15 protein-coding genes are annotated in these 18,411 nt (G+C 36.3%); 7 read left to right on the forward strand and 8 right to left on the reverse strand.

The window, feature by feature from the left end; translation table 11 throughout:
• The first annotated feature begins 214 nt into the window (after positions 1-214).
• Both gltB and O5637_RS06155 read left to right on the forward strand, forming a co-directional pair.
• Positions 215-4,804, forward strand: coding sequence for a glutamate synthase large subunit (gene gltB / locus O5637_RS06150; RefSeq protein WP_269603454.1), 4,590 nt, complete (start codon positions 215-217; stop codon positions 4,802-4,804).
• A 10-nt stretch (positions 4,805-4,814) separates the two neighbouring features.
• A complete protein-coding gene (locus tag O5637_RS06155) occupies positions 4,815-5,126 on the forward strand; it encodes a YciI family protein (protein ID WP_269603456.1) in 312 nt (103 codons plus the stop codon).
• A 2-nt stretch (positions 5,127-5,128) separates the two neighbouring features.
• Here O5637_RS06155 and lipA read toward each other — a convergent pair whose 3' ends face one another.
• Entirely contained in the window at positions 5,129-5,998 is an 870-nt protein-coding gene (gene lipA / locus O5637_RS06160; RefSeq protein ID WP_269603457.1) for a lipoyl synthase, read from the reverse strand.
• 135 nt (positions 5,999-6,133) lie between these two features.
• Positions 6,134-7,915, reverse strand: coding sequence for a precorrin-3B C(17)-methyltransferase (cobJ, locus tag O5637_RS06165; protein WP_269603459.1), 1,782 nt, complete (start codon positions 7,913-7,915; stop codon positions 6,134-6,136).
• A 636-nt stretch (positions 7,916-8,551) separates the two neighbouring features.
• Between cobJ and psaA the strand changes: the two genes are divergently transcribed.
• The 3 genes from psaA to O5637_RS06180 are packed head-to-tail and all read left to right on the forward strand — an operon-like array spanning position 8,552 to position 13,383.
• A complete protein-coding gene (gene psaA, locus O5637_RS06170) occupies positions 8,552-10,858 on the forward strand; it encodes a photosystem I core protein PsaA (protein WP_038654276.1) in 2,307 nt (768 codons plus the stop codon).
• Positions 10,859-10,879: 21 nt separating this feature from the next.
• A complete protein-coding gene (psaB, locus tag O5637_RS06175) occupies positions 10,880-13,108 on the forward strand; it encodes a photosystem I core protein PsaB (protein WP_269603461.1) in 2,229 nt (742 codons plus the stop codon).
• A gap of 59 nt (positions 13,109-13,167) precedes the next feature.
• A complete protein-coding gene (locus tag O5637_RS06180; RefSeq protein ID WP_269603463.1) occupies positions 13,168-13,383 on the forward strand; it encodes a hypothetical protein in 216 nt (71 codons plus the stop codon).
• Between the two features lie 274 nt (positions 13,384-13,657).
• Here the strand turns inward: O5637_RS06180 and O5637_RS06185 are convergent, their stop codons facing one another.
• Positions 13,658-14,185, reverse strand: coding sequence for a photosystem I reaction center protein subunit XI (locus tag O5637_RS06185; protein ID WP_269603465.1), 528 nt, complete (start codon positions 14,183-14,185; stop codon positions 13,658-13,660).
• 36 nt (positions 14,186-14,221) lie between these two features.
• Positions 14,222-14,338: a photosystem I reaction center subunit VIII gene (locus O5637_RS06190; protein ID WP_011295429.1), complete on the reverse strand. Its 117-nt coding sequence runs from the start codon at positions 14,336-14,338 to the stop codon at positions 14,222-14,224.
• 132 nt (positions 14,339-14,470) lie between these two features.
• Between O5637_RS06190 and O5637_RS06195 the strand changes: the two genes are divergently transcribed.
• Positions 14,471-14,953: a HEAT repeat domain-containing protein gene (locus O5637_RS06195; protein ID WP_269603468.1), complete on the forward strand. Its 483-nt coding sequence runs from the start codon at positions 14,471-14,473 to the stop codon at positions 14,951-14,953.
• On the opposite strand, the gene O5637_RS06200 is transcribed toward O5637_RS06195, so the two are convergent.
• Both O5637_RS06200 and O5637_RS06205 read right to left on the reverse strand, forming a co-directional pair.
• Positions 14,911-15,873: a glycosyltransferase family 2 protein gene (locus O5637_RS06200; RefSeq protein WP_269603470.1), complete on the reverse strand. Its 963-nt coding sequence runs from the start codon at positions 15,871-15,873 to the stop codon at positions 14,911-14,913. The two genes, O5637_RS06195 and O5637_RS06200, sit on opposite strands and share 43 nt — an antisense overlap.
• Positions 15,874-15,907: 34 nt before the next feature.
• The gene (locus O5637_RS06205; RefSeq protein ID WP_269603471.1) at positions 15,908-16,660 is read right to left on the reverse strand and encodes a C40 family peptidase; all 753 of its coding nucleotides are present in this window, start codon (positions 16,658-16,660) and stop codon (positions 15,908-15,910) included.
• 21 nt (positions 16,661-16,681) lie between these two features.
• On the opposite strand from O5637_RS06205, the gene O5637_RS06210 reads away from it, so the two are divergent.
• On the forward strand, positions 16,682-17,575 hold the full coding sequence (locus O5637_RS06210; RefSeq protein ID WP_269603473.1) for a serine hydrolase: 894 nt from the start codon (positions 16,682-16,684) through the stop codon (positions 17,573-17,575).
• On the opposite strand, the gene O5637_RS06215 is transcribed toward O5637_RS06210, so the two are convergent.
• Positions 17,568-17,702 (reverse strand): hypothetical protein, encoded by a 135-nt coding sequence (locus tag O5637_RS06215; RefSeq protein WP_011295180.1) that lies wholly within the window; start codon positions 17,700-17,702, stop codon positions 17,568-17,570. The genes O5637_RS06210 and O5637_RS06215 overlap by 8 nt on opposite strands.
• Before the next feature lie 124 nt (positions 17,703-17,826).
• On the reverse strand, positions 17,827-18,390 hold the full coding sequence (locus O5637_RS06220) for a hypothetical protein (protein WP_269603475.1): 564 nt from the start codon (positions 18,388-18,390) through the stop codon (positions 17,827-17,829).
• Positions 18,391-18,411: the final 21 nt, after the last annotated feature.

Consider the following 18,411-nt stretch of genomic DNA (forward strand, 5'->3'; position numbering starts at 1 on the left):
CAAATTCATAGTTTTATTCAATTAATATTTTATTTTTATTCAGGTTTAAGCATAAGTACAAATAATTTTCAAGAAAGTATTGAATAAAAAACTTCTTAGTAGACAAAAATGTTTAAGATGTAACTCTAGGATCTATCAAATTATTCTCATCAGCTATTTCAATCTTTTATAGATAGCACTTTTGTAAGAAAAGTAAAAATAGTAAGTTAAAAACATGCATCAACGACCCTCAAGATCAAATTGGCCCTACTGCGATAGCACCAATCCAGATGCCTTTTCTGGGGAAAAAGATTCTTGTGGTGTTGGCTTTATAGCGAGCGTTGAAGGAAACCGAAATCATTGGGTCTTGTCTCAGGCATTACGTGGTCTCAGTTGCATGGAGCACAGGGGCGGATGCGGCGGAGATGGTGACTCAGGTGATGGTGCTGGGATATTATGTGAAATTCCATGGTCTTATTTCAAGCAAGTTTGGGGCACGGCTAAACAATGTGACCCCCATTTATCAGGAATAGGTATGATTTTCATGCCTAAAGACTCTAAGAATAGGGAAATAGCGAAGAAGATATGTGAGCAAGAAGCTGAGTTGTTAGGGATAACCTCCAAAGGGTGGAGAGATGTTCCTGTTCATGAAGAAGTTTTAGGCAAACTTGCAAGGGAAAATGAACCCTTTATTAGACAATGGCTAGTTGATGTTAAGGATGATGAAATCAATCTTGAGGCTTTACTTTTCAGATTGAGGCAAAGGATTTCTAATCGAGCAAATATAGAATTAAAGGAGGATGAATTAGGTCTCTATATTTGCTCTTTAAGTAGCAAAACTATTGTTTATAAAGGGATGGTTAGATCTGAAATATTAGCTCCTTTCTATAATGATTTAAAGGACGATAGATTTGAAGTTTCATATGCGGTTTACCATAGAAGATTTAGTACAAATACATTACCTAAATGGCCTTTAGCTCAACCAATGAGACTTTTAGGTCATAATGGAGAAATAAATACATTACTCGGAAATATAAATTGGGCTAAAGCAACAGAAACAGATATAAGTTCAGTTTGGAAAGAACATGCAAATGATCTAAAACCGATAGTCAATAATTTATATAGTGATTCAGCAAATCTTGATTTAAATCTTGAACTATTAGTTCGAAGTGGAAGACCAATAACTGATAGTTTATTAACACTTATTCCGGAAGCTTTTAGAGACCAACCAGAATTAATTAACAAACCTGAAATAACTGCTTTTTACGAATATGCTGCAGGGACCCAAGAGCCTTGGGACGGTCCAGCTTTAATAGTCTTTACTGACGGAAGAAACATAGGCGCAACTCTTGATAGAAATGGTTTAAGACCAGCTCGCTATTGCATCACTAAAAATGGATATGTTGTCATGGGATCTGAAACAGGTGTTGTTGAATTAGAAGAAGATCTAATCCAAGAGAAAGGTCGCCTAGGTCCTGGCCAAATGCTTGCGGTAGATTTAGAAAGCAAGAGAATTTTACGTAATTGGGATGTTAAAGAAGAGTCATCCAATAGATACCCATACTTAGATTGGTTAAAGGCAAATCGAATAAACCTTAACAATCAAAGTTGGGAAACAAATAATAAATTTGATAAGCAAGAATTGCTTAAGCAACAAATTGCATTTGGCTTTAGTGCAGAAGATTTTGATTACATAATTAATAGCATGGCAGCAAATGCAAAAGAACCAACTTATTGCATGGGAGACGATATACCACTAGCAATACTTTCTAATAAATCACATATTCTTTACGACTATTTCAAACAGAGATTTGCACAAGTTACTAATCCACCAATTGATCCTCTTAGAGAAAAGCTAGTCACCAGCTTAGAGATGAATCTTGGGGTTAGAAAAGCACCCTTAAGGCCTAAAGCAGAGTCTGCAAGACTAATTCATATTAAATCACCAATACTTAATGAAAAAGAATTACTTTCAATAACAAAATCAGGACTTTCATGCAAGCAGATATCGACTTTAATTCCTATTAATGATAATAAAATAAACCTCGAAAAAGGTCTCAAAAATCTATGCCAAGAAGCAGAAGAGACTGTAATTAAAGGTGGAGAAATACTAATCCTTTCTGATAGAACTATTAATCAAGAGAACTCCTACATTCCACCTCTTCTCGCTGTTGGTGCTGTTCATCATCACTTACTTAGAAAAGGGCTAAGACTAAAAACCTCGATAATTTTAGATACAGCTCAATGCTGGAGTACTCATCATATAGCGTGTCTGATTGGATTTGGAGCAAGTGCAATTTGTCCTTGGTTAACATGGGAAACTACTCGTCATTGGTGGCAATTACCTAAAACTCAAAAACTCATTTCCGATGGGAAGTTATCTAATTTATCTATAGAGATTGCTCAAGATAATGTTAAAAAAGCAATGGAAGATGGATTAAGAAAAATACTTTCGAAGATAGGAATATCAGTATTAGCAAGTTATCACGGAGCACAAATCTTTGAGGCTATAGGTATCGGTGCAGATTTAATTGATTTAGCTTTCAAGGGAACCACAAGTCGTATAGCAGGACTAACTTTGAGCGAATTATCAGTCGAGACGGTTTCCTTTCATACAAAAGCTTTCCCAGAACTAGCGCAAAAAAAACTTGATTTTAATGGATTTGTTCAATATCGAAATAGTGGAGAATTTCATTTAAATAATCCAGAAATGTCAAAAATTCTTCATGCTGCAGTGAAAGCTGGGCCTGGATATGACCACTTCAAAACTTATCAACAACTTCTAGAAAGTCGACCCGCCACTACCCTCAGAGATCTTCTTACATTTAAAACAGCCGCCCAGCCTTTACCCCTTGATCAAATAGAGAGTGTTGAGAGTATTTGTCAAAGATTTTGCACTGGCGGAATGAGTCTAGGTGCCCTATCTAGGGAAGCGCATGAAGTTCTTGCAATAGCAATGAATAGGATTGGAGGCAAAAGTAATAGTGGTGAAGGAGGAGAGGATCCTGCAAGATTCAATGTTCTAGAGGATGTTGACGAAAATAATCAATCAAAAACATTACCTAATCTCAAAGGACTTTTAAATGGAGATACAGCATGTTCTGCAATTAAACAAATTGCGTCTGGCCGATTTGGTGTAACCCCTGAATATTTAACTAGCGGCAAGCAATTAGAAATCAAAGTTGCTCAAGGTGCAAAGCCTGGAGAAGGAGGACAATTGCCTGGGCCAAAGGTTGATGCATATATAGCAAAGCTTCGTAATAGCAAGCCAGGAGTAGCTCTTATTTCACCTCCTCCTCATCATGATATTTACTCAATAGAAGACCTTGCCCAACTTATTCATGACCTACATCAAATAAATCCAACTGCAAAAGTAAGTGTGAAATTAGTTGCTGAGATAGGGATTGGCACAATTGCAGGGGGAGTAGCCAAAGCCAATGCTGATGTCATCCAAATTTCAGGACATGATGGAGGGACGGGCGCATCGCCACTTAGCTCAATTAAACATGCTGGTTTGCCATGGGAACTTGGATTAACGGAAGTTCATCGCTCTTTATTAGAAAATGGTCTTCGCAAAAGGGTTTTATTAAGAGCAGATGGAGGTTTAAAGACAGGATGGGATGTCCTAATTGCAGCTTTACTTGGAGCAGAAGAATATGGTTTTGGAACAATCGCAATGATTGCCGAAGGTTGTATCATGGCAAGGATTTGCCATACAAATAAATGTCCAGTAGGTATAGCGACTCAACAAGAAGGCTTAAGAAAAAGATTCCCAGGGTTACCAGAACATGTAGTCAACTTCTTTATCTTCGTAGCTGAGGAAGTCAGACAATTAATGAGTCAAATTGGAGTAGCAAAAGTCGAGGATCTTATTGGAAGAACAGATCTATTAATCCAACGAAATCTAGACTTAACAAAAACAAAAGAAGTTGACCTTTCTAGCCTTCTCAAACCTATAGACAAATCAAAAGATCGTTCATGGTTAAGACACGAAATTAAAGCTCATAGCAATGGAGAAGTTATTGAAAATGCCCTACTGAAAGATGAAGAAGTTTCTAATGCAATTCAAACTCAAGGAAGCATCACTAAAGAAATTCCAATTGTTAATACAGATAGAAGTGTTTGTGCACGAATCTCTGGAGAAATAGCTAAAAAATATGGCAATAAAGGTTTTAATGGGAATTTAAATTTGAGATTTAAAGGTTCAGCCGGCCAAAGTTTTGGTGCATTTATTTTAAAAGGAATGAATATATCTTTGATAGGAGAAGCTAATGATTATGTAGGGAAAGGTATTAACGGAGGTTCCATTACGATTGTTCCAGAAATTATTAATGACACATCTAACACCCAGGTAATACTTGGTAACACATGTCTATATGGAGCAACTGGTGGGAAGTTATTCGCCCTTGGAATAGCAGGGGAGCGTTTTGGAGTTCGCAATAGTGGAGCTCATGCTGTTATTGAAGGAGCGGGTGACCATTGTTGCGAATATATGACTGGAGGAGTAGTTGTTGTGCTTGGCAAAACCGGAAGGAACATAGGAGCAGGAATGACTGGAGGCATAGCTTTTATTCTTGACAAAACAAATGAACTTGACTTGAGAATGAATAAAGAAATTGTTAAGACATATCATCTAACTGCAACTAACCAAGAACAATTCTTAAATGACTTAATTATTGAATATCATCAGAAAACAAAAAGTCCTTTAGCGCAAAAGATTCTCTCAGACTGGTCTTCGTGGAAAAATTTATTTAAGGTTGTAGTGCCTCCAAGTGAAAAGAATAAATTAGGTATTGAGGAAGCGCTGGAGAAAGCGACAATATAGATAGACACTAATGCCTATATTTATTAAGACAGAGAAGTTTAAAGAGCAAACCTTAGAATTATCTAATATTGAAAGGAAAAAATTCATATTACTGCATAAAGAATGGGTTAATAATATTAGTAAATCCGGCCATTACATCCATAGCGGATATTTAATAAATGAAAAAAAGATGCCGGGTGGTGGAGGTTTATTAATTCTTGAAGCGAAGGATTATTTAACAGCAAAAAAGATCATAGAAAATGATCCCATGATTAAAAATAATTTAGTTATCTGGGATCTTCAAGAATGGATATCTATTAATGGAAGTCAACCAAAGTTTTGAAATCATCTTGGATGAGACATCATTAATTTTTTAACTTCTCCTGCGTGATAACTACTTCTAGTTAATGGTGAACTAATGACCTGCAAAAACCCTAAATTATTTTCTCCCTCAAAACGGTAACTATCAAATTGAGCAGGAGATACAAATCTATTAACAGGTAAATGTTTTGGTCCAGGAGATAAATATTGGCCAATAGTTACTATATCAACTTTATTTAGATGCAGATCAGAAAGAACACTCAAAATCTCTTCATCTGTTTCCCCTAATCCAGCCATTAAGCCAGATTTCGTATAAACTCTTGGCCAGCCTTCACGAACTCTTTTTAATAATTCCAAAGACCTTTCATATATTCCTTGAGGTCTGACTCTTGGATATAGCCTTGGAACAGTCTCAATATTGTGATTTAGTACATTTGGAGCGGCATCCAAAATAACTTTCAAAGCATCCCAATTACCGCAAAGATCTGGAATTAGAACTTCAATGGAGGTAAAGGGGGATCTGCTTTGAACAGCCTTAATACATTTCAAAAATTGACTAGCGCCACCATCTTCTAAGTCATCACGATTGACGGAAGTTATGACGACATGAGTTAAGCCCATCCTGTAAACAGCTTCACCTAGACGATCAGGTTCTGATGGGTCTAAAAGCCTTTTCGAATTATCAAATGAAATATCGCAATAAGGGCATTTCCTAGTGCATGCAGGTCCCATTATTAAAAAAGTAGCAGTTCCTCCTGCAAAACATTCTCCAATATTTGGGCAACTTGCTTCCTGACATACTGTATTGAGTTTTAAATCAACTAATAGATCAGCAACATTGCCAATCCTCTCTTGCTGTGGTGCCTTAACACGTAACCAGTCTGGTTTAAGCAAAGCTCTTTTAATAACAAACTAACTTTAGATAGGATTTCCAGATTGACTTGATTTTTTAACTTCTTCTCAATTTGACAACTAAAAAAAGATTCAAACTAAATATTCGATTTTCTGGTTCGTAGTAAGCAAAAACAATTAATTAGAGAAATAGCCTCTAGGCGTTAAAAATCTATTGTTTTTAATAACACTCTGACTATTACCAATAACCAAAATAGAAAGCATATCGACCTGATCAAATGGCAAGGTTTCGAGTGTATGAATTTCAATACTTTCATCTGGCCTCCCAAGCTCTCTAGCGATAGCAACAGGTGTGCAGGGTTTGCGAAATTCGATTAGCAAATCAACAGTCTTTTTTAACTGCCAATCACGTTTTTTTGATTTTGGATTAAATATTGCAATAACAAAGTCACCTATCGCTGCACTTTTAATTCTCCTTTCAATTTGATCCCACGGAGTCAAAAGATCACTTAAGGAGATAGAACAAAAATCATGCATAAAAGGAGCACCTAGTTTTGCAGCAGCCATCTGAAAGGAGCTAATGCCTGGATGCACTTGAAATAAAGGCCTTGAATCAATCTTTTCATGTAGCCAAAGTTCAAGAGCCAAGCCTGCCATTCCATAAATTCCACTGTCGCCAGATGAAATAAGCGCAACTTTTACTCCCTCTTTTGCAAGATCAAGAGCGTATTGACATCGATCTTTTTCAAAAGTTAATTCAGAATCAATACGAACCTGATCAGGACGGCGAATTGAATCCAAATAATTTAAGTAAGGGGTATAACCGATCCAAGCAGAGCATCTAGTTAAAGCTCGACGTGAGTCAGAGGTAAGCATTTCCAAGTCTCCAGGTCCACTACCAATTAAATGCAATTCTCCTTTATGAGGTGCAAAGGGAATTGATAACTCGACCAATGCAATTGTTACGGCACCACACTCATCCTCGTTGGAATAATAGATTTGTTTTTCTTGTATTAATCTTCCAGACTGACCTCCTAACAAAATTGCCGCAGCTTCAGCGACTGAGGCAGTTCCCATTTCATTCAAAACTACATTTGAAGGAGTTGGCACGTTGACTTGTGAAAGTTCAAGGGCACTAAAAAAATAAATTGGCCATTCATTTTTTTTTGACAAATTCAATAATCCTATTTCATCATTTTTTTTATCAATCGTTGCTAAACCTGAGATTGAAAGAATTGATAAGCCATTTTGATTCAAAGACTTATCAATTGCTCTTTGAATGACAATTTCATCTGTATTTCTCTCACAGCCAATTCCAATGATTATTGTCGGTGGATGCCATGAACATATGTTCTTATTTTCATGACCTATATATAAGTCGATATTTTTACAAGATATTGGATCATTTTTCTCTAAAAAAGAGAAATTGGAACAACCCTTTAATTTCTGCCACAATTTTGATCCTTTGCCTTGAAAAACAATATTTTTTTGTTCTTTAGACTGACTAATCATTAACTTTCGCCAATCGACATTCTCTCCTCCTCTTTTCCAACCCCATCCTTCACCAAAACAATCCAAAGGGATTCTTCTTTCTGTAAATGAATCTGAGGTGCAAATCACTTCTGCTTCTAAAGCAGCTGCTAATTCACTAGCAAATCGATCTCCTCCTTGCTTATGGCCTCCTAAAAGAGTAATAACATTTTTAGCTTTTGAATCCATTACTAGTATTGCTGGATCATTTTCTTTAGATCTAACAAAAGGAGATATGAGTCTGACTACAGCGCCGATTGAACCTAAAAAAATTAATTTATTATTGTTCTGCCAATAATCTTTTAAAAAATCAATTGGTGAGGATTCAACTAAACCTTCAATTTTTTTTTCTAAAGAAAGAGATGAACCATTAGATATAAAAATTTGATCTACATGTTTGCTTGCTTGTAATCTCTCAAGCAAAGGCAAAGCGCTTAAAGAAAATCCAAATGCAATCCTTTTTGAAGTTTTTACTAATGTTTTTTCCAGAACGAGAGATAAAATAAATTTTTGGTTTATTTATATAAGGTAGCCTCTTAAAGAAAGCTTTAGTAAAAATCAAACATCAAAAACCGTGAAATAGTCTTTAAACAAATTTATTGAAATCAATAAAAAGCTCTTATCAAGAAATCAAATAGTATTTTTACCTAGCTATTAGCATCCAATTAAACTTTGCAAAGCCAAGAAAGCCTTATATAACAACTTTTTTCCCTAATTAATATCTATAAGAAGTAAAGCCCCTAGGCCTAAAAAACTTTCTTGCCTGCACTCCACGAAAGGCAAAGATTTACTAATTAAGAAAAACCGTGGATTCAATGACCACTTAAGAATAAAAGTGTAGAACATTTGTTACATGCTTCCGTAGTAACTGACTGTCTACTTTATGCTTAACGCATAACCCTTATATAGGTTTTCAAGTAACTTCAAAGGTAGGTCTTGAATGCCTGAAATCTTTCTCCAAAGTAATTTCACTTCATAAGTAAAATTACTTGCTAAAGATTTCACCCTAGTCTTTCCAAGATTAGGCCCCCCAAACCTCGATCACATTCCTGAAGGAATCACTCGATGACCATTAGCCCACCAGAAAAAGAACAAAAAAAAGAACCGGTTCTCGATAAACCTATCGAAACTGATGCAATCCCTGTAGATTTTTCCAAGCTTGATAAGCCTGGTTTTTGGTCAAAATCCCTTGCGAAAGGGCCAAAGACTACTACATGGATATGGAATCTTCATGCTGATGCGCATGATTTTGATACTCATGTTGGAGATCTCCAAGAAACCAGTAGAAAAGTATTTTCTGCTCATTTTGGACATCTAGCAGTCATCTTTATTTGGATGAGTGCAGCTTTTTTCCATGGAGCTCGCTTTTCTAATTATTCTGGATGGCTCTCTGATCCAACTCATGTCAAGCCAGGAGCACAAGTTGTTTGGCCAATAGTTGGTCAGGAGATGCTTAATGCGGATTTAGGCGGTAATTATCACGGTATTCAGATCACTTCTGGAATTTTTCAGATGTGGAGAGGCTGGGGAATTACCAATGAAACCGAGCTCATGGCTTTAGCTATTGGTGCACTACTAATGGCAGCCATAATGTTGCACGGTGGCATATATCACTATCACAAAGCTGCTCCCAAGCTTGATTGGTTTAGAAATCTCGAGTCTATGCTCAATCACCACATAGCTGGTCTAGTGGGATTGGGTTCGATTGCTTGGGCTGGACATTGCATTCACATTGGTGCACCTACAGCAGCACTCATGGATGCAATTGATGCAGGAAAGCCTCTAATTATTGATGGAATTCCAATTGCTTCGATTGCGGACATGCCTCTGCCCCACGAGCTTTGCAATCCTGCTATTGCTAGTCAAATATTCCCTGGCCTCGCTGGAAGAACAGTTGAAAATTTCTTTACGACTAATTGGTGGGCGTTTAGTGATTTCCTAACTTTCAAAGGTGGTCTAAATCCAGTTACTGGTAGCTTATGGATGACAGATATTTCTCATCATCATTTAGCTTTTGGAGTACTAGCTGTATTGGGCGGTCATCTATATAGAACAATGTTTGGCATTGGCCATAGCCTTAAAGAAATACTAGATAATCATGCTGGAGATCCAATTCTTTTCCCTGCTCCAAATGGCCATAAAGGGATTTATGAGTTTTTAGCTAATAGTTGGCATGCTCAGCTTGGCTTAAACCTTGCAATGATTGGCTCCTTGAGCATCATCATTTCCCATCACATGTATGCGATGCCTCCATATCCTTACTTGTCGATTGATTACCCAACTGTCTTAGGTCTATTTACACACCACATGTGGATAGGAGGATTATTCATTGTTGGTGCAGCAGCTCATGCTGGTATTGCAATGATTAGAGATTATGACCCAGCTGTTCATATTGATAACGTTCTAGACAGAATCTTGAAAGCAAGAGATGCATTAATTAGTCATCTGAATTGGGCTTGCATGTTCTTAGGTTTCCATAGTTTTGGTCTTTATATTCATAACGATGTAATGCGTGCGTTAGGAAGACCTGCAGATATGTTCAGTGATACAGGAATCCAACTTCAACCTGTTTTTGCTCAATGGATTCAAAATATTCATAATTCAGCAGCTGGTTCTACCACTCTTGCTGGTGCAAACGTAAACCTTCAACCTGGATTAGTTAGTGAAGTTTTCAATGGTTCCGTAAGTCAAGTTGGAGGAAAAATTGGAATCGCTCCTATACCTCTAGGAACTGCTGATTTCATGATTCACCATATTCATGCTTTTACGATCCACGTAACCCTTCTTATTCTTCTAAAAGGAGTTTTATTCGCAAGGAGCTCCAGACTTATTCCTGATAAAGCGAATCTTGGATTTAGATTCCCATGTGATGGACCAGGAAGAGGAGGTACATGCCAAGTTTCATCTTGGGATCATGTTTTCCTTGGATTGTTCTGGATGTATAACGGCTTATCAGTAGTTATCTTCCACTTCTCATGGAAAATGCAAAGTGATGTATGGGGTCTTACCGGAGGAAACTTTGCTCAAAGCTCCATAACTATTAACGGATGGCTTAGAGATTTCCTCTGGGCTCAGTCATCGCAGGTCCTTACAAGTTATGGCCAACCCATAAGTATGTACGGTTTAATGTTCTTGGGAGCACATTTCGTTTGGGCATTTAGTCTTATGTTCCTATTCAGTGGCCGTGGTTACTGGCAAGAATTATTTGAGTCAATTATTTGGGCTCATAATAAACTTAAGTTGGCTCCAACTATTCAACCAAGAGCTCTATCTATCACTCAAGGTCGTGCAGTAGGAGCAGCTCATTTCCTTCTAGGAGGAATTGCTACAACTTGGGCCTTCTTCCACGCTCGCTTAATCGGTCTCGGCTGACCCTCTCTGATCTTTTATAAAATGGCAACTAAATTTCCATCTTTTAGTCAGGGTCTTGCTCAAGACCCTACAACCAGAAGAATCTGGTACGGCATAGCTACCGCTCATGATTTCGAAAGTCATGACGGCATGACAGAGGAACAGTTATATCAAAAACTCTTCTCTACACATTTTGGTCACTTAGCCATCATTGGCCTTTGGGTGGCAGGAAATCTTTTTCACATTGCTTGGCAAGGAAACTTTGAGCAATGGGTTCTAGATCCAACTCATACTCGTCCAATTGCTCATGCAATTTGGGATCCTCATTTTGGACAAGGTCTTACTGATGCCCTGACCCAGGCAGGAGCAACTTCTCCAGTCAATATTGCTTACTCAGGCTTGTACCACTGGTGGTACACGATTGGCATGAGAACTAATGAGCAGCTTTTCCAAGGTGCAATATTTATCAACATTCTTGTCTGCTGGTTATTGTTTGCTGGATGGCTTCATCTTCAACCTAAATACAGACCATCATTAGCATGGTTTAAAAATGCAGAATCTCAATTAAATCATCACCTAGCTGTCCTTTTTGGATTCAGCAGTATTGCTTGGACTGGTCATTTAATTCACGTAGCCATCCCTGAATCAAGAGGAATTCATGTTGGCTGGGATAACTGGTTAACTGTTATGCCTCATCCAGAAGGTCTAACTCCATTTTTCTCAGGGAACTGGGGAGCTTATGCTCAAAACCCTGATTCACTTGATGCAGTTTTTGGAACTACTCAAGGAGCTGGTACAGCGATATTTACATTTCTAGGTGGACTTCACCCTCAAAGTGAATCACTTTGGCTAACAGATATTGCGCACCATCATTTGGCTATAGGAGTTGTATTTATAATTGCAGGTCATATGTATAGGACTAACTTTGGTATTGGTCATAGCCTTAAAGAAATTGTTGAAGCACATAATACAAGTCACCCAAAAGATCCACATAAGGGTTATTTCGGTATAAAGCACAATGGACTGTTCGAGACAGTTAACAATTCTCTCCATTTTCAGCTTGGACTTGCACTCGCTTCTTTAGGTGTAGCTTGTAGTTTGGTCGCCCAACATATGGGTGCACTTCCTTCATATGCATTTATCGCAAGGGATTACACAACTCAGTCAGCTCTATACACTCATCATCAATACATAGCAATGTTCTTGATGGTTGGTGCTTTCTCTCACGGAGCAATTTTCTTTGTAAGAGATTATGATCCGGAGCTGAATAAAGATAATGTATTAGCAAGAATCCTTAGTACAAAAGAAGCACTAATTAGCCACTTAAGTTGGGTAACAATGCTTCTAGGCTTCCATACTCTTGGAATTTATGTTCACAACGATGTAGTTGTAGCCTTTGGTACACCTGAAAAGCAGATTCTTATAGAACCAGTATTTGCACAGTTCGCACAGGCTGCTAGTGGAAAAATGATGTATGGATTTAATGCGTTGCTAGCAAATGCATCAAGTTCTGCATCTATAGCTGCTAATTCCATGCCAGGTAATCACTACTGGATGGACATGATCAATAGACCAGATGCACTAACCAATTTCTTACCTATTGGACCTGCAGATTTCTTAGTTCACCATGCGATTGCACTAGGACTACATACAACTGCTTTGATTCTTATAAAGGGTGCTCTTGATGCTAGAGGAACAAAACTAATTCCAGATAAAAAGGATTTAGGATTTGCTTTCCCATGTGATGGACCAGGTCGTGGTGGTACTTGTGATAGTTCTTCTTGGGACGCTACTTATTTAGCAATGTTCTGGGCCTTAAATACTATTGCTTGGATTACCTTCTATTGGCATTGGAAACATCTAGCAATTTGGATGGGTAATACCGCTCAATTCAATGAATCTGGTACCTATTTAATGGGTTGGTTTAGAGATTATCTATGGCTAAATAGTTCTCAGCTAATCAATGGATATAACCCATTTGGTGTAAATGCTTTATCTCCATGGGCTTGGATGTTCTTATTTGGTCATCTCATTTGGGCGACTGGATTTATGTTCCTCATCTCTTGGAGAGGATATTGGCAAGAACTTATCGAAACTCTTGTTTGGGCTCATCAAAGAACACCAATAGCTAATTTAGTTGGTTGGAGAGATAAGCCTGTTGCATTATCCATTGTCCAAGCACGATTAGTTGGTTTAACCCATTTCACAGTTGGAAACTTTGTAACCTTTGGTGCATTTGTTATCGCATCTACTTCAGGTAAGTTCGGATAAATCTATAACCAAGCTTCCAATCAAAAGAACACTGTCTTCAAAAGCAGTGTTCTTTTTTTATGGGTACTAATCTCATATTTATTAGATTATCTATAAAAACTCTTGTTTGGGCTCATCAAAGAACACCAATAGCTAATTTAGTTGGTTGGAGAGATAAGCCTGTTGCATTATCCATTGTCCAAGCACGATTAGTTGGTTTAACCCATTTCACAGTTGGAAACTTTGTAACCTTTGGTGCATTTGTTATCGCATCTACTTCAGGTAAGTTCGGATAAATCTATAACCAAGCTTCCAATCAAAAGAACACTGTCTTCAAAAGCAGTGTTCTTTTTTTATGGGTACAATTTTTATGAGATTATCTATTGATATTTATAAGCAAAATAGAACAATTTAATAGCAATAAATTAGGCCTAGAAAATATAAAAACTAAATAAATTAATCTCAATTAAAGCTTTTAAAAATATATCAGCCAATTGAAGTAAATAATTTAGAGAATTAAAAAACCCCTTATTGAAGGGGCTTGTTAATGAAAATTTCTCCAGAAAAGTTTTAAGCTCCAAGTAAATGATATTCCTTAATCAAAGGTAGAACAGTATCTAGATGCAAAGTACCAATTAACAACCAAGCAAATACTACACCTCCTGTGCCTCCTAACCAAAAACCATTTGTAAAATCACTCCATCCTGCTCTAGTAAATAAATCAGAAGGAGGATTAGCTACTGTTGCATCAGGAGGTTGTACATTCGGCTCCTTACCTGCAGCATTGTAAAGAATAAAAAGAGCAGTCAATATTTGAATAGCTCCCACCCCGCCAAGCAAACCTGCTGTTAAGGCAAAATCAGTATTTCTTAAAGGCCCTGTCATAGAAAAAGGACCAAAAAGTAAATAACCAAAAATCGCGCCTGTTTCTAGACCTCTGAAGTTTGGCGATAAGCCCTCTCTATAAACAGGAAGATTGTTTATAACCATCTTTGTAAACCAACCACTGTTAACTGGAGTCTGAAGATTGCCAACAGTTGGATCTGAAACCGTTTTCACAGCCCACTTTTGCATAAGTGTTTCTTGAGATTTAGTCATGGACAAAAAAATTGGTAGAAGATTAAATTTTAAAAATTACTCAGTAGCAGTTATGTACCTACCAATTAAAACGATGAAAACGGCTGGACCCATTATTCCAACCAAAGGAATCAGAATAGCGGGAAGCAAACTTGAAGCTAGTTCACTAGTCATTACTTATTTCAATAAATCCACTTTTATTTTATAGAATTATGATCTATTCAAACCAAATACAACCCATTGATGACATAAAAGTTCAATCCGTATATCTTCTTTAAGATGCATTACTAAATAGATTTTCTCATCATGAATCAAGTTTTTGCTGGTGGTTTAGCTCTAATTATTGCTTTAATCCTTTGGAGTTCAAAAAAACAATCCAAGGCATCAGCTTTTTTCAAATCTCAAAAAGATTCCTTGTCAAAGGCTCAGTTAACACCATCCGCATTGGTAATCGAAAAGAGTTTACAAAATCATAAATCAAAAAAACTTAATAATAAAAAATACAAGCCTTTTTCACAGACGAATTCACTTAATTCAATAGAGACAAAAAAACAATTAACTAAATTAATCTCTAGCAACCCCAATGATCGTCTATTAGCCATTCAAATTGCTAGTCAATGGGACAATATGAAAGCATTACCTTTTTTAAGAAGAGGATTGAAGGATTCTGATAGCAGAGTTGTTATTGCTTCTGCTACTGGCATTTCATCTTATAAAGGTAAACCTATTGATTTACATAAAAAATCTCAAGCTTCTCGTCCACCTCGAAATGTATCTCTAATGCGATAAATTGGTCTATTTTGACTTTCATGATAAGTACGGATTTGCAGCTCTCCAAGCAATCCAAACCCAAAAAGTTGAACTCCAGTCACTGCAAGAAGTAAAGCAAATATAAGTAAAGGTCTACTGCCTATATCTTCTCCTAAAAGTTTGATTGTTAATAGGTAAAAGCTTGTTATGAAGCTCCCAATAATTGCAAGAATTCCACCAAAGCCAAAAACATACATAGGTCTAGTTAAGAATCTATTCATAAACCAAACAGTCAACAAGTCCATTAAAACTCTAAAAGTTCTATCTATTCCATACTTACTAGATCCAAATTGACGGGCTCTATGATTTACTTTAACTTCCGTAATTCTAGCTCCTTCAATATTTGCAAGAACAGGCAAGAATCTATGTAATTCTCCATATAATCTCATATCTGTCAGTACTTCTTTCTTATAAGCCTTTAAAGAACATCCATAATCATTAAGGCGCACACCAGTAACCTTCCCAATCAATCGGTTAGCAATTTTTGATGGAAGCTTTCTACTGATCGCAGCATCTTGCCTTCGATATCTCCATCCACTTACAAGATCAAATCCATCCCTAATCTTGTTAACTAATAAAGGAATATCTGCAGGATCATTTTGTAAATCACCATCAAGTGTGACAACTATCTCTCCAGAAGAAATATCAAATCCTGCTGCCATCGCAGCTGTCTGTCCATAGTTTTTACGTAGAAGAACTCCAACTAATTCTGGCAGCTCAAAGCTTAGTTTCCTAATTACCTCTGCACTATTATCTGACGAACCATCATTAACTAAAACTATTTCAAAAGTTTCCTCCATAGGCTGTAAAACTTCTAATAACTGATTAATCAAAAAAGGAAGACTTTCTTCTTCGTTATAGATAGGAACAACTATTGATAGTGCAACATTAGAATTCATTCAAAACTCCTCATAAGGGTCAATTAATTATCATTTAGAGTTTTTCACTCTGATAACAAGAAATCACTCTTCCAGCCGATCTAAATTTAGATCTGTAAAAAGAAGCAATTTTTCCAAGGTTCGGTTTAAATAAACCATCAATCTCTATTCCATTATGCCCATCAGTTAGCCCAGAACTATGAATATAAAAACCATTCTCAATATGTAATCCAACGTGAGTACATTTTTTAGAAGATCCAAAGAAAAGTAAATCACCAGGTTTTAATTCTTTGCCTAAAGCTTCAAGATCCAATGCAATATTTTTACAGAATTTTTCCTGCTGATAAGCATCTCTTGGTATCCAAATTCCTGAACTTGCAAAAGCAGATTGAACCAAACCAGAGCAATCAAAATTTGGACCTATAGTTCCACCCCACAAATATTCATTACTAATTTTTTTAGCAGCCTTAGTCCAAGACAATATCCCAGGAATCCTAGAAATTATTTTCTCTTCAGTAAAAAATTCAGTTTCCCATGATTCTATTTTTGAAGCTTGATGAATTAATTCAGAAAATCTAAACCAACAAATATAGTCATCTTCCAAAAGACGCACTTTGACTCTATCGATAATTTCCTTATTGTTAAAATTAGATTTGAAACAATCAATCAATTGAAACCTCCTACCAATTCTTGCTTGCGTAACTAATTCATCACTATTTTCACTTTTAAATCCATCAATATTTATTCTCAGTTTCCATAAACTTCCCAAAACAAATGAAGATTTAGTGAGCAAAACCTCTAAGGTCATATTGTATTCTTCTCGAGCGCTATGGCGTTCTACCGACAAGACCCTGAAATGGCATATTGCCTGAAAGGTCTACTCGATAGGTTTGAAAAAGAAGGTCGTCCCAACCTTCAAGAAAATATTGCAATAACATGCATACGTTATGACAAGCAAAGTCCATCAATATCTAGTGGATATGGGACAGGGTGGAATTCAAACAAAAATTTTTATCCTGCAAGCGTAGTAAAAATAGTTTATGCATTTGCGACTCAGGTATGGCTCCAACAAGACTTAATTGTTGACTCAGAAGAGCTTAGAAGAGCATTACATGAAATGATCGCAAACTCCAATAATGATGCCACAAGTTTTATTTTAGATCTTTTGACAGGTACAACAAGTGGCCCATCTCTTAATGAGTCAAACTATCAATCATGGAAAATCCAAAGGCAATTAATTAACCACTGGCTAGATGATCTTAGATGGCCTGAAATAAAAAATTGGAACTGCAGTCAAAAGACTTGGAATGAAGGTCCTTTTGGAAGGGAAAAAGATTTTTATGGAAAAAGAAATGAGAATCGAAACAGTATGACAACTGATGGGAGTGCCAGAATCTTTGAATCATTAATGACTAATGAAATGCTCCCAAAATCAGCCAGTGAGAATTTAATAAAAGTTTTTAAACGCTCACTCGATCCAGTTGCTAGAAAGCAAGATTTAGAGAATCAAGTAGATGGTTTTTTAGGCGCAGGCCTACCTTTGACTTCTCAACTTTGGAGCAAAGCAGGTCTAATGAGTGAGGTTCGCCATGATGTCGCATGGTGGGAGGCACCTAATAAGAATCCTATGCTTGCAGTCGTTTTTACAACTGGCAAAGAATTAGTCAAAGATCAATTTTTACTGCCTGCGATTAGCAGTGAGTTAAACAAATTAGCTATTTAGCAATAAGTAAAATTCCAGCGAATAAAATAGATCCCAAAAGGAATCCAACAGCCAAAAGCACGGCTATTATTGGTGTATTTAAGTAAACAGATATAGTTGCGAGTTGATTACCCTTTGCTTCAGACACCTTTAAAACTCATAAAAATCACTTTGATTAAAGCATCCAACTATGCCAAAAAACAAAAAAAGTTTAACTGATAAAACAATTTTTAAAAAACCAAAGAATTATTAATTGGTATCAAAAAAATAGTTTAAATAAAATTTGATTTTGGTTTCTTATTTTGTAAAACTTTAATATCTTTATTACTTTGACTTTCTATGATTGCGACATCTTGGCTATCTATTTTTTTGTTTCTTATTTTCTTATCTACTTTCATCAAATCATCATCTAATGAATTAGTTTTATTGGTTTTATCCAAGTCTTTTTTAGACATATTTTCTATGATTGTTGAATTATTAGAATCTATATCCTTTAATATTCTCGTATCTAGAACTTTATTTTCTTCAACTTCTTCAATATCCATAATTGCAGATTCACGAAATAAATTAAATTCAAATCTATCTTTTGCAAAAGATACAGAAGTGAATACTAGTATTGAACCTAAAATAACAATAATAAAAATATTCGATAATAAGCTATTTATTGGAGACCAAAATAATGTAATTTTAGCATCTTCTTTTGTTTGTTTAGCTGTATCAGCAGAGGGACTCAAATCTAAAAAGATATCTGGATTAATCCAACCTTTATTAGCCTTTCTATAGGGAGACTCACTTTTGGTGAACTCAAAAATCTCCTGGATTCTTTCTTTAAGCACAGCTTAGGTTTATCTAAAACT

The sequence above is a fragment of the Prochlorococcus marinus str. MIT 0917 genome (genome assembly GCF_027359575.1).
GTDB classification, from domain to species: Bacteria; Cyanobacteriota; Cyanobacteriia; order PCC-6307; family Cyanobiaceae; genus Prochlorococcus_B; species Prochlorococcus_B marinus_D.